Source organism: Streptomyces sp. NBC_01460, assembly GCF_036227405.1.
Taxonomy (GTDB): Bacteria; Actinomycetota; Actinomycetes; order Streptomycetales; family Streptomycetaceae; genus Streptomyces.
The window spans coordinates 1,740,963-1,753,711 of sequence record NZ_CP109473.1 but is presented as its reverse complement, the minus strand read 5'-3'; the positions used below and the strand labels follow the sequence as shown (position 1 = coordinate 1,753,711).

10 protein-coding genes and 1 pseudogene are annotated in these 12,749 nt (G+C 72.6%); 7 read left to right on the top strand and 4 right to left on the bottom strand.

Going from position 1 to position 12,749, the window contains the following annotated elements:
* The first annotated feature begins 39 nt into the window (after positions 1 to 39).
* The 3 genes from OG488_RS07795 (at position 40) to OG488_RS07785 (ending at position 5,566) form a co-directional block, all read left to right on the top strand.
* On the top strand, positions 40 to 3,498 hold the full coding sequence (locus tag OG488_RS07795; protein WP_329227169.1) for a DNA polymerase III subunit alpha: 3,459 nt from the start codon (positions 40 to 42) through the stop codon (positions 3,496 to 3,498).
* Positions 3,495 to 4,493 (top strand): DNA polymerase Y family protein, encoded by a 999-nt coding sequence (locus OG488_RS07790; protein ID WP_329227168.1) that lies wholly within the window; start codon positions 3,495 to 3,497, stop codon positions 4,491 to 4,493. The genes OG488_RS07795 and OG488_RS07790 overlap by 4 nt, the downstream gene beginning before the upstream one ends.
* A gap of 182 nt (positions 4,494 to 4,675) precedes the next feature.
* Positions 4,676 to 5,566, top strand: coding sequence for an esterase/lipase family protein (locus OG488_RS07785; RefSeq protein WP_329227166.1), 891 nt, complete (start codon positions 4,676 to 4,678; stop codon positions 5,564 to 5,566).
* Between the two features lie 48 nt (positions 5,567 to 5,614).
* On the opposite strand, the gene OG488_RS07780 is transcribed toward OG488_RS07785, so the two are convergent.
* Both OG488_RS07780 and OG488_RS07775 read right to left on the bottom strand, forming a co-directional pair.
* Complete coding sequence (locus OG488_RS07780; protein ID WP_329227164.1) at positions 5,615 to 6,673, bottom strand: lytic polysaccharide monooxygenase auxiliary activity family 9 protein; 1,059 nt, start codon at positions 6,671 to 6,673, stop codon at positions 5,615 to 5,617.
* Positions 6,674 to 6,916: 243 nt separating this feature from the next.
* The gene (locus tag OG488_RS07775; protein ID WP_329227162.1) at positions 6,917 to 7,636 is read right to left on the bottom strand and encodes a hypothetical protein; all 720 of its coding nucleotides are present in this window, start codon (positions 7,634 to 7,636) and stop codon (positions 6,917 to 6,919) included.
* A gap of 299 nt (positions 7,637 to 7,935) precedes the next feature.
* Between OG488_RS07775 and OG488_RS07770 the strand changes: the two genes are divergently transcribed.
* Complete coding sequence (locus OG488_RS07770) at positions 7,936 to 8,220, top strand: hypothetical protein (protein WP_329227160.1); 285 nt, start codon at positions 7,936 to 7,938, stop codon at positions 8,218 to 8,220.
* A gap of 36 nt (positions 8,221 to 8,256) precedes the next feature.
* A pseudogene (locus tag OG488_RS39240) lies at positions 8,257 to 8,664 on the top strand (DUF4232 domain-containing protein); the annotation flags it as partial.
* Positions 8,665 to 8,703: 39 nt separating this feature from the next.
* On the opposite strand, the gene OG488_RS07765 reads toward OG488_RS39240, so the two are convergent.
* Positions 8,704 to 10,278 (bottom strand): alkaline phosphatase D family protein, encoded by a 1,575-nt coding sequence (locus tag OG488_RS07765; protein WP_329227158.1) that lies wholly within the window; start codon positions 10,276 to 10,278, stop codon positions 8,704 to 8,706.
* Positions 10,279 to 10,404: 126 nt separating this feature from the next.
* Positions 10,405 to 11,103, bottom strand: coding sequence for a response regulator (locus tag OG488_RS07760; protein WP_329227156.1), 699 nt, complete (start codon positions 11,101 to 11,103; stop codon positions 10,405 to 10,407).
* Between the two features lie 132 nt (positions 11,104 to 11,235).
* On the opposite strand from OG488_RS07760, the gene OG488_RS07755 reads away from it, so the two are divergent.
* Together OG488_RS07755 and OG488_RS07750 are read left to right on the top strand one after the other, a co-directional pair.
* Positions 11,236 to 12,219, top strand: a complete 984-nt coding sequence (locus OG488_RS07755; protein WP_329227154.1) for a Bug family tripartite tricarboxylate transporter substrate binding protein — start codon at positions 11,236 to 11,238, stop codon at positions 12,217 to 12,219.
* Entirely contained in the window at positions 12,216 to 12,746 is a 531-nt protein-coding gene (locus OG488_RS07750) for a tripartite tricarboxylate transporter TctB family protein (protein ID WP_329227153.1), read from the top strand. Before OG488_RS07755 ends, OG488_RS07750 begins: the two co-directional genes overlap by 4 nt.
* The last annotated feature ends 3 nt before the right edge of the window (positions 12,747 to 12,749 follow it).

The window sequence follows — 12,749 nt, the reverse complement described above, 5'->3', positions numbered from 1 at the left end:
CGAGGGGGTGGCGAGTACGGATCGGTCCAGGAGGTGCGGATGTCCGGGTTCACGCATCTGCATACCGTTTCCGGGTTCTCCCTGCGGTACGGGGCGTCGCACCCCGAGCGGCTGGCCGAGCGTGCCGCCGAGCGGGGGATGGGCGCCCTCGCGCTGACCGACCGCGACAGCCTCGCCGGCACGGTCCGCTTCGCCAGGGCCTGCGAGAAGGCCGGGGTGCGGCCGCTCTTCGGGGCGGAGCTCGCGGTGGCACCGCAGCCGGGGGGAGAGGGGCTCGCGCGCAGGCCGCGTACGCCGGCCCGCGGGGGTGCCTTTGTCGATGAATCCGCACCCCGGGTCACCTTTCTCGCCCGGGACGGCGCCCGGGGCTGGGCCGAGCTGTGCCGGCTGGTCACCGCCGCCCACGCCCCCGACGCCGGCGGCCCGGACACCGGGCAGCCCCTGGTCGCCCGGGACGCGCTGCCCGCCGAAGGGCTCACCGTGCTGCTCGGCCCCGCGTCCGAGGTGGGCGCCGCGCTGGCCGCGGGCAGACCGGACCGGGCCGCCGCGCTGCTCGCCCCCTGGCGGGAGATCTACGGCGACGCCCTGCGCCTCGAAGTCGTCCACCACGGCCGTGAGGGCGCCGGTCCCGGCTCGCTGCGGCTCGCCGCCCGTACGGTCGGCCTCGCCGCCGAGCAGGGGGTGCGGGCCGTGCTGACGAACGCCGTCCGGTACGCCGACCCCGGGCAGGGGCCCGTGGCCGACGTGCTCGACTCGGCCCGCAGGCTCGTCCCCGTCGACCCGCGCCGTTCCCCCCTCGACAGCGGGGAGCGCTGGCTCAAGGACGCCCGCGCGATGCGGGAGGCCGCCGAGCGGATCACCTCCGCCGCCGGGCTCGGGCGGGGCGCGGGGGAGCGGCTGTTCGCGGAGACCCGGCGCACCGCCGACGCCTGCGTCGTCGATCCGGCGGATGACCTCGGGCTGGGCAGCGTCCACTTCCCCGAGCCGCGTCTCGTCGGAGCCGGGCTGCGCACCGCCCAGCGGGTGCTGGCCTCACGCGCCGCCGCGGGCATGGTGCGGCACGGCTACGACCGCAGGCGCGACTACTGGGAGCGGATGCACCACGAGCTGGACATCATCGCGCACCACGGCTTCGCCACGTACTTCCTGACGGTCTCCCAGGTCGTCGACGACGTGAAGGGGATGGGCGTACGGGTCGCGGCGCGCGGTTCCGGGGCCGGTTCCCTGGTCAACCACCTGCTCGGGATCGCCCACGCCGACCCGGTCGCACACGGACTGCTGATGGAGCGCTTCCTGTCCGAGCGGCGCTTCGTGCTGCCCGACATCGACATCGACGTCGAGTCGGCCCGCCGCCTCGACGTCTACCGGGCGATCATCGGCCGCTTCGGCGCCGAGCGGGTCGCGACCGTCTCCATGCCGGAGACCTACCGGGTGCGCCACGCCATCCGCGACGTCGGCGCCGCGCTCTCCATGGACCCGGCCGAGACCGACCGGCTCGCCAAGGCCTTCCCGCACATCCGGGCCAGGGACGCCCGCGCCGCGATGGAGGAACTGCCCGAGCTGCGGGCCGTGGCCGGACAGAAGGAGAGGTACGGGCGGCTCTGGGACCTGGTGGAGTCGCTGGACGCGCTGCCGCGCGGCATCGCCATGCACCCGTGCGGGGTGCTCCTCTCGGACGACTCGCTGCTGCGGCGTACGCCGGTCATGCCCACCAGCGGCGAGGGCTTCCCGATGGCGCAGTTCGACAAGGACGACGTGGAGCACCTCGGGCTGCTCAAGCTCGACGTGCTGGGCGTGCGGATGCAGTCGGCCATGGCGCACGCGGTGACCGAGGTGAAGCGGGCCTCCGGGCAGGAGCTCGACCTGGACGCCGTACCGGAGGGCGACCCGGAGACGTACCGGCTGATCAGGAGCGCCGAGACGCTGGGCTGCTTCCAGATCGAGTCGCCGGGCCAGCGTGACCTGGTCGGCCGGCTCCAGCCCGCCACCTTCCACGACCTGGTGGTCGACATCTCGCTGTTCCGGCCGGGGCCCGTCGCCGCCGACATGGTGCGGCCGTTCATCGAGGCCAGGCACGGCCGCGCGCCCGTGCGCTACCCGCACCCCGACCTGGAGGACGCGCTGCGCGGCACCTACGGGGTGGTCGTCTTCCACGAGCAGATCATCGAGATGGTGAACATCATGACCGGCTGCGGACGCGGCGAGGCCGACCGTGTGCGGCGCGGGCTCTCCGACCCCGAGTCGCAGGCCCGGATCAAGGTCTGGTTCGCCCGGAGTGCGGAGCGGAGGAAGTACGGCGCCGAGGTGATCGCCCGCGCCTGGGAGATCATCGAGGCGTTCGGTAGCTACGGCTTCTGCAAGGCGCACGCGGTCGCCTTCGCCGTGCCGACGTACCAGTCGGCCTGGCTCAAGGCGCACCACCCGGCGGCCTTCTACGCCGGGCTGCTCACGCACGACCCCGGGATGTACCCGAAGCGGCTGCTGCTCGCGGACGCGCGGCGGCGCGGGGTGCCGGTGCTGCCGCTGGACGTGAACCAGTCGGCCGCCGCTCATCGGATCGAACTGGTGTCTGGTGAAAAAGGTGATACATGGGGATTGCGGCTGGCGCTCTCGGACGTCCACGGCATCAGCGAGGCCGAGGTCGCCCGGATCGAGGCCGGGCAGCCCTACACCTCGCTGCTGGACTTCTGGCAGCGGGCCAGGCCCGGGAAGCCGGCCGCCGAGCGGCTGGCCCAGGTCGGCGCGCTGGACGCCTTCGGCGCCAACCGCAGGGACCTGCTGCTGCACCTGTCCGAACTCCACCGCGCCCAGCGGAGCTCCGGATCCGGCGCGGCGGGCGCCCAGCTCCCGCTCGGCGGCGGGCACCGGACCGGCACCGTCGGGCTGCCCGACCTCAACGACGCCGAACGCCTCAGCGCCGAGCTCGGCGTCCTCAGCATGGACGTGTCCCGCCATCTGATGGGCGACCACCACGCCTTCCTGGAGGAGCTGGGCGCGGTCTCCGCCAAGCGGCTGCGGGAGGCCGGGCACGGGGAGACCGTGCTGGTCGCGGGCGCCAAGGTGGCCACCCAGACCCCGCCGGTCCGCTCCGGCCGCCGGGTCATCTTCACCACCCTGGACGACGGGACGGGCCTGGTCGACCTCGCCTTCTTCGACGACAGCCACGCCGCCTGCGCGCACACCGTCTTCCACTCCTGGCTGCTGCTGGTGCGCGGAGTGGTCCAGCGGCGCGGCGCGCGCAGCATGAGCGTGGTCGGCTCGGCGGCCTGGAATCTGGCGGAGCTGGCCGAACTCCGGCGCACCGGCGGCCTCGACGCGGTCGCGGCACGACTGGCGGAGGAGCCCGCCTCCGGCGAGGAGGAGGCGCCGGACGACGGCCGCCGCATCCAGCTGCCGACCGGCTACGAGATGAACCCCTGGTCCGACCTCCAGCCGGCCGGTGAGGGGACGCCCACCGGAAGGAAGCTGTGGCACCAGAGCCAGGGGAGCGCGGGATGAGCGACCAGCCGGCCGTCCTGTGCCTGCGGTTCCGCCGGATCGGCGGCGGACTGCCGGACAGTGCGGGGTACGAGGGGCTGCTCGCCCTCCTCGGGGCGTTCACCCCGGTCGTCGAGGCGGCCCCGCCCGGCGCCGCGCTCGCCGATGTCGGCGGCGCGCTGCGCTACTTCGGGCAGGACGCCCCCGGTCTGGCCTCCGTGATCCGGGTGCGGGCCCTCGCCCTGCACGGTGTGGACTGCGCGATCGGGGCGGCCGCCAACCCCATGCTGGCCAGGATGGCCGCGCGGCAGGCGGCGGGCGGAACCACCTTCGTGGTGCCCCCGGGTGAGCACGCCGGGTTCCTCGCGTCCAAGCCCGCCGCGGCCCTGGACGGCGTCGGGGCGGCGACCGCGCGCACCCTGTGCGGATACGGGCTCGACTCCATCGGCCGGATAGCCGCCGCGCCCCTCGCCACCCTGCAGCGGATCACCGGGGTGCGGACCGGGCGCGAGCTGTGGGAGCGGGCCAACGGCATCGACCGTACGCGGGTCGTGCCCAACGCCGCCGCCCGGTCGATCGCGGCCGAACGCTCCTTCCCCCGCGACGAGCTGGACCCGGAGCAGCACCGCCGCGCGCTGCTCTCGCTCACCGAGGAGCTGGGTGCCAGGCTGCGCGTCGACGGGCAGGTGTGCCGTTCGCTCGCGGTCTCCGTGCGCTACGCCGACCGGACAGGCTACGCGACGCTGACCCGCAGCCGTACGCTCGCGGAGCCCACCGCCCACTCGGTGGCGCTCACCTCGCTCGCGTACCGGATCCAGGACTCGTTCGCCCTGCAGCGGGCGCGGGTGCGGGGGATCGGGCTGCGGGCTGAAGGGCTCCACGACGCGGAACGCGCCGCCCACCAGCTCACCTTCGACCCGGTGGACGAACGGGCGCGGCGGATCGAGGCGGTCTCCGACAGGCTGCGGGCCAGGTTCGGTCCGGGGGCCGTGAAGCCGGGGCGGCTCGCGGCTTGACCCCCGGGGACACCGGGATGTTTTTACCGACGCGTAACTTCCCCAGCGGCCTTACCGGTGCGTAACTTGGCATGAGCACGTTGAAAAAGGCATGAGCACGTTGAAAAAGTGAGATCCGCTGTGGTCCGGACCGCAGGGCGCACCGACATCGCAACTCCCTTGAGCCGCAAGGAGAACACCCGATGCTGCCCTGGACCCGTGCCCCGCGCACCCCACGCGCTCGCCGCACGCTCGCCGTACTGCTCCTCACCCTCGCCGCGCTCGTCGCCCCCACGGCGACCGCGACCGCCGCCCCCGCGCAGGCCGCCGCTTCCTCCCGCGGATGGAACGACTACTCCTGCAAGCCCTCCGCAGCCCATCCCCGCCCGGTCGTCCTCGTCCACGGGACCTTCGGGAACTCGATCGACAACTGGCTGGTCCTCGCGCCGTACCTCGTCAGCCGGGGCTACTGCGTCTTCTCGCTCGACTACGGCCAGCTCCCGGGCGTGCCGATCTTCAACGGCCTCGGCCCGATCGACAAGTCGGCCGGGCAGCTCGACGTCTTCGTCGACAAGGTGCTCGGTGCCACCGGTGCCCCGAAGGCCGACCTCGTCGGCCACTCCCAGGGCGGGATGATGCCCAACTACTACCTGAAGTTCCTCGGCGGCGCCGAGAAGGTGAACGCCCTCGTCGGGATCGCACCCGACAACCACGGCACCACACTCCTGGGCCTCACGAAGCTGCTGCCCTACTTCCCCGGTGTCGAGGACCTCCTCACCATGAAAACCCCGGGCCTCGCCGACCAGGTCGCCGGCTCGGCCTTCATCACCAAACTGAACGCGGGCGCCGACACCGTGCCCGGGGTCCGCTACACCGTCATCGCGACCCGGTACGACGAGGTCGTCACCCCGTACCGCACGCAGTACCTGGACGGACCGAACGTACGCAACGTCCTGCTCCAGGACCTGTGCCCGGTCGACCTGTCCGAACACGTCGCGATCGGGACCATCGACAGGATCGCCTTCCACGAGGTGGCGAACGCCCTCGATCCGGCACGCGCCACCCCGACCACCTGCGCCTCGGTCGTGAGCTGAGAAACGCGCTGCCGGGCCCCCGGGGACGGGGACCCGGCAGCCGCGTGATCAGGCGCGGTGCGCGCCGCCCGAGGACCGGCGCCGGACCGAGACGAACAGGGCGCTCGCACCGAGGGCCAGCGCGGCGGCTCCGCCCATCGCGAGGTACGAGGTGCTGCTGCTCCCACCCGTCTCGGCCAGTGCGTCGTCGCCGGGCACGGCGCTCGCCGGGGAGGCGGCGACGTTGTTCGGCTCCGGCGCGTTGGCCCCGGTGCCCTCGGCGTTCCCGGCGTCCTCGGCCGGAGCGGCCGCCTCGGTCACCTCCGCGTGGGTCGCCGCGTCGTCGTCGCCGTGACCGTTGTGCTCGACGGACGACTTCTCCGCGCCCTCGTCGATCTCCTCCTCGGACGGGGCCGACGCGGCGGGCGCGGGGGCCGTCCCGGCGGTGTCACCGGTGCTCCCGCCACCTGCGGTGCTCCCGCCGCCGAAGACCACGTCGGAGCAGGCGTAGAAGGCCTCGGGGGAGTCCGACCGCTGCCAGACCGTGTAGATCAACTGCCGTCCGGACGCCTGCGGCACGGTGCCGTCGAAGACGTACGAGCCGTCCACCAGCGTCGGGTCGGTGGCCGTGGCGAACGGCTTCTCCTGGAGGTCCGACCACTTCAGGGGCTGCGACGGGTCGTAGCCCGCCTTGGTCAGGTACAGCTCGAACGCGCCCTTGTGAGGAGCGGTGGCCCGGAACCTGAAGGTGTGGCTGCCCGCCTTCATGGGCGTGGACGGCCAGTCGGCGCGCGGCAGATCGAGACCCTTGAACTTGTCGTTGCCGGCGCTGCACAGCTTGCCGTCCGGGATGAGCTGCCGGTGGTTGCCCGCCGCGTTGGCGATGTTCACGCCGTTCCAGTCGTACAGCGCCTGGGTCCCGCCGGCCGCCACCGCCGCCTTGCAGGCCGCCGACCGCGGGTTCTCCGGCCCCTCCGCGAAACAGGCCGAGACCCGGCTGACCGGGTCGCTCAGCGAACCGTGGGCAGCGGCCGGAGCGGCGGCGAGCCCGGTCAGCGCGAGCGGCGCGACGCCGAGCGCGACGATGCTTCCGGCGACCCTGCGACGGGCGGTGGTGATGACGGCCATGGTGGTGGTTCTCCTTCGGCGGCACGGCTGTTGAGCAGGTGGTGATCAGCAAACTAGCCGCCGCGGAGAGGGGATCCGGGTGTGAAAAGGCGCAGGTGAGGATCGTTATGGTGCGCTTAAGGGACGGTTAGGGGAGGGCTCAGGAAGGCGGCCGTGGAGCCCGGTCGCCGTGCTCACCGCCGGCGTGGTCCAAGGGCTGTTGGAGATCGGCGGGGCCGTACGTCGTGAGGCGGTGCGCCCGGGTCACCGGAGCTTCACCTCCCTGCCCTTCCAGGTCGACAGGACGGAGACCTCCGCGTCCGGGGCCAGCCGCAGACCGGCCAGGGCGAGGAAGTCGGGAAGTGCGATCTCCCCGCCGTCGGTTCCGTCGTCCCACAGGGTCCAGAGCCGGGAATCGCCGAGATCCCAGGTGTCGCTGTCCTCGCTCGGGTGCTGCTCGACGGTGCCCTCGCCGTGCCTGTACCGGAAGTAGAGGTACTGGCCCTCCGTCGTCCAGGCGTCCCACTGCGAGGGGCAGGCCAGGCAGGTCCGGACGACCCGTGCCAGGGTCACGTCCTCGTGCAGGTGGGCCTCGACCTCTCCCAGGTGCCGGTCGTGGGCGATGACGAGCTCGCCGTCGAGGACGAGTACGCGGACGTTCCCGTCGGGGAACTGGAACGTGAGCCCGGCCACCAGGTCGACGCCGTCGTGCCGGTGGCGGATCTCCCGGACCGAGCGGATCGGCGCACCGGTGAAGCGGGCCATCGCGTGGTCCTGCCCGGCCTCCGCCGCCGGGGTGCCGTCGGCGGGCGGGGCGGCCGTCAGCGACAGGGTGGAGCCCTGAGGCCGGAGGCGGACCGGGCCCTGCTCCTCCGTGTGCAGTACCAAGGACGACGAGCTGCCGGCCGGACCGTCCTGCGAGACGGTCGCGCCCAGCAGTCGCTTGCCGAGCAGGTCGGAGAGGTACGGCTCGTCGTCGGTCATGCACAGATGGTCGCACCGCCCACGCCGCGGGGAAACCGGATTACGGGGCGTCAGTCACCCGGCCGGGACACCCGTGGCCGCACTGCGACCGGACCACGCCCGACCAGCGATGATCAAGGGATCGCGGCCGGGTGGGGGCCTCGGGTTCCGGTTGTCGTCACACCCCTGCTGCCGCTTCATCCGGGGGCTGTAACAACCCCGGACTTCAGGGATACCGGCCTGCGGACGCGCTCAGAATACCTGTGTCGCTTGCAGGCCGACCGGCCTGGAGGCCGGTCACGGGGGAGTGGGTACAGGGCATGAACGCGAGGAACGACAGAGTCGGTTCGGTACGGCGGGGCCTGCGAGGCACCCTCATGGGGGCGGCCGTGGTGGTGGCCCTGCTGACGGCCACCGGCTGCCAGGACTCCGGTGACGACGGCGGGGCCTCGGGTCCTTCGGGCCCGGCGTCGGCCGGCGCGGGCACCTCGGAGAGCACCGTGCCTTCCGGCGACTCCGGGACCGGCGGCGCGTCCCCGGCCGACGAGGCGAGCGGGGACGGTGGTGAGACCGGCGGCGGCAACGGCACCGGCCACCGGGACTGAGAGGTCACCGACCTCAGCACCGCGGTCGAGCTCCAGGACCCGTCCGGAGAGACGCCCCGCCACTTCCTGCTGACCGTCACCAACGGCAAGAGGACGCCGTGCGTCCTCAACGAGGCTCCGCAGGTACGGCTCGGGGCCGGTGACGACGCCTCGATCGTCGAGTCGCTCGAGGAGCCGGACACCGAGCCCGTCGTCGTCGAAGGAGGTGGCGAGGCCTATGCCGGCCTGTACGTCTTCGGCAACGACGAGGGCGGCGAGGCGGAGTACGACCGGTCGGACCGGTTCACCGCCACCCTGGTCGCCGGTGAGGGCACCGAACTCGCCGGCACGCTCGTCTTCGACCTGCCCGGCGGCCTCGACTCCGTCTCCTACGACGACGCGGCCCGGGTGAACGGCTGGGCCGGTACCGAAGGTCTGGCGATGCGCCCGGTCAACCAGCTCTGACCGCCGCGCACGACGGCTGGAGGGCGGAACCGGCGGCGGTCAGACCTGGACGCCCGGGGTTCCGTCCTCCACGACCACGCTCGCGCGCGTGCTGATCGTGGCGTCCGGCTTCGTCACGAAGGGCAGGACGCGGAAGTCGGTCGTCCACCGCTCCCGGTTCACCGTCACGCGCGCGTAGCCCCGCTGGCTGTTGAAGAACTTCATGTGCGGGTTCGCAGCGAGGAACGTCTGGCCCTGGGCCGTCATGTCGGCGCCGTCGCCGCCGCTCGTGACCGAGGTGCCCACGAACTCCGAACCCACGGTCGCCGATCCCGGGTCGGCGTAGTCGCGCTTCAGGTCCCAGGCGTAGTTCTGGTGGCGGTCGCCCGTGATGACGACCAGGTTGCGCACGCCACGGGTGTCCGCCTCCGCCAGCAGCCGGTTCCGCTCGGCGACGTAGCCGTCCCACGGGTCGGTCCAGACCGTCGTACCGGTGCCCGGGTCCTGGTCGGTCTGGCCCATCGGCGCCTGGTTGCCGAGGATCTGCCAGCGTGCCTGCGAGCGGCTGAAGCCGTTGAGGACCCAGTCCCGCTGCCGGGACCCGAGCAGGGTGCGGTTCTCGTCGAAGCGGTCGGCGCAGTCGGCCGTGGTGCCGTCGCCGCACGCCTGGTCGTCGCGGTACTGGCGGGTGTCGAGCATCGTGAAGTCGGCGAGCCGGCCGTAGGGGAGCCGGCGGTACATCTGCACGTCGGGACCCTTCGGCAGCTGGGTGTGACGCAGCGGCGCGTGCTCGTACAGGGCTTGGAAGGCGGCGGCCCGGCGCAGCAGGAAGGTCTTCGGGTCCTCGTTGTTCTCGGAGGTCTCGTCCGCCCAGTTGTTCTCCACCTCGTGGTCGTCGAAGGTCATGATCCACGGGAAGTTGGCGTGTGCCTCGCGCAGCGGCGCCTCGGACTTGTAGAGGCCGTACTGCAGGCGGTAGCGCGCGAGGTCGAGGGTCTCCGTGTGGAACTTCGGATCGGTGGTCACGCCCCGCTTGTTCGTCCTGACGCCGGACTCGTACAGGTAGTCGCCGAGGTGGACCACCAGGTCCAGGTCCTCCTGCGCCATGTGGTGGTAGGCCGTGAAGTAGCCGTCCTGCCAGGCCTGGCAGGAGGCGAAGGCGAACTTCAGCTCGCGCGGGGAGTGCCACGGTGCGGGCGTGGTGCGCGTGCGTCCCACGGGGGAGATCGAGGAGCCGGCCTTGAAGCGGAACCAGTACGTGCGGTCCGGCGCGAGCCCGTGCACCTCGGGGTGGACGGAGTGCGCCAGTTCGGGGGTGGCGACGACGCTGCCCCGGCGCACGACGCGGCGGAACCGTTCGTCGAGCGCCACCTCGTACGCGACGCGGACGGGCTTCGCCGGCATACCGCCGAGGCCGTCCTGGGCGAAGGGATCGGGAGCCAGGCGCGTCCAGAGCACGACGCCGTCCGACGTCGGGTCGCCCGAGGCGACACCCAGGGTGAACGGGTCACCCTTCAGCGTGGGCGCGGCGAACGCGGACTGTGCCTCCCACGCTCCCGTCCCGAGCATCAGCGCTGCGGCTGCCGCCCCGCCGAATCCGAACATCTGCCTGCGGGACACGGAATGCGCGACCACGGGTCCTCCTCGGTTGATCTGCGCCAACCTGGACCACGGTGCCGGGGGTTGATGTCATGCTCACACGCAACGCATGGCCGGGGGCCGAGCGATACATGAACAGGACAGCTGTACGCCGGGAGGGGCTCAGGACACCGCGCGGTAGCGCCGCTCCGGACGGCCCGTGCCGCCGTACCGCAGGGACACCTCGGCCCGTCCCGTCACCGCGAAGTACTCCAGGTAGCGGCGCGCGCTCACCCGGGACAGGGCGCCGGCCTCGGCGCATTCGGAGGCCGAGAGGCCTGCCGGGTGTGCGCGCAGGACGCGTTCGACCAGGTCCGCGGTGTGGGCCGCGAGGCCCTTGGGGAGTTCACGGGAGCCGGGCGGACGCGTGCCGAAGATGCGGTCCACGTCCTCCTGGCGGGCCTCCTGGCGGGACTCGTCCAGGGCGTCCAGGCGGTTGCGCAACGAGGCCACATGCTGCAGCTGTTCCTGCAGCGCCGAGCGGTGGAAGGGCTTGATCAGGTAGTGCAGGGCGCCCGCCCGCAGAGCCGCCCTGACCACCCCGGCGTCGCGGGCGGCCGTGATGAAGAGCGCGTCCGCGCTGTGGGTGCCGCCGTCGCGCTCCTCCGCCGCGCGCAGCTCCCGCAGCACCTGGATGCCGTCCATGTCGGGGAGGTAGACGTCGAGCAGGACCAGGTCGGGACGGAGCCTGCGGGCCGCCCGCAGGGCGTCGGCGCCCGTGTGGGCCACGCCGACGACCGTGAAACCGTCCAAGGCGGACACATACCGGCAGTGCAGCTTCGCGACCATGAAGTCGTCGTCCACCACCAGCACTTTCGTCACGCCGACACGGTAGGGCGCGACCACAAGGACCACAACGTCCATTGGTTCCGGAACGGCGACAGCGCGTCGGCGCGCGGGCACCATGTGGTCCACCTCACACCCGCCCCCCTACGGCTCGAAAGGCGGCTCCCGGTGCGACTGCGCACTCCACTCGCCCTGTTCGGGGCAGCGCTGCTGGTGGTCGTCGGGCCGCCCCTGCTCTCCTCCGGCAGCGGCACCGACACCGGCACGCAGATCCCCGGACTGCGTTTCATGGTTCCCAACACACCAGGCGGCGGTTACGACATCACGGCGCGCACCGCGGCGAAGAACGCCGAGGACGCGGGACTGACCCACGGCATCGAGGTGTTCAACCTGCCCGGTGCCGGCGGCACCGTCGGGGTGACCCGGCTCGTCGCCGAGCACGGGAACGGCAAGCTGGCCATGTCCATGGGCCTCGGCGTCGTCGGCGCCGTGCGCACCAACAAGTCGCCCAGGACCCTGGCCGACACCACTCCGATCGCCCGGCTCACCGAGGAGCAGGACATCGTCGTCGTCGCCGAGGACTCCCCGTACCGGACCATCGGCGAGCTGCTCACCGCCTGGAAGAAGGACCCGGGGAAGATCCCGGTCGGCGGCGGGTCCTCGCCCGGGGGCCCCGACCACCTGGCACCGATGCTGATGGCGAAGGCCGCGGGGATCGCCCCGAGGCAGGTCAACTACATCCCCTTCGACGGTGGTGGCGAGCTGCTCGCCTCGATCCTCGGGAACAAGGTCGGCTTCGGCGTCTCCGGTGTCGGTGAGTACCTCGACCAGATCGAGGCCGGTGAGCTGCGGCTGCTCGCCGTCACCGGCCCGAAGCGGGTCCCGGGCCTCGACGCGCCCACGCTCCGCGAGGCCGGACTCGACACCGACTTCACTAACTGGCGCGGCATCGTCGCCCCGCCCGGTCTCTCCGACGCCGAACGCGACAAGCTCGTCGGGCTGGTGAGCGAACTGCACGACTCGAAGGAGTGGCGCGACTCCATGGAGAAGAACGGCTGGGACGACGCCTTCCTCACCGGCGACGACTTCGGCGCCTTCCTGGACGGCCAGGACCGCCGCGTCGCCACCGTCCTGAAGGAGCTGGGACTGTGAGCGACGAGACCGCCTCCACCCGGCCCGCCGGCGCGCGCTCCTGGCTGCGCGAGCACTCCGAACTCGGCGTCTGCGTCCTCCTGCTCGTGCTGGGCGTCCTCGTCCTGACCGACGCGCTCACGATGAGCGTCGACCTCACCCAGCGCGGACCCGTCGGCCCCAGGACCGTCCCCGTCGCCGTCGGTATCGGACTGCTCGCCGTCGCCGTGCTGCTGGCCGTCGACGTCCTGCGGGGCGGCCGAGGCGAGGCGGAGGCCGGCGAGGACGTCGACCTCGACGAACCCGCCGACCGGCGCACCGTCGCCCTGCTCACCGGCGTCTTCCTCGCCTTCGCCGTCCTCATAGGGCCGCTCGGCTTCCCCGTCTCGGGTGCCCTCCTCTTCTGGGGGTCGGCCTACGCGCTGGGGAGCCGCCACCTCGACCGCGATCCGCTCATCGCGGCGGGACTGTCCCTGGTGACCTACTTCGTCTTCGACAACCTGCTCGGGGTGCCCCTCCCGGGCGGCCCGCTGATGGGGGTGCTCTGACCG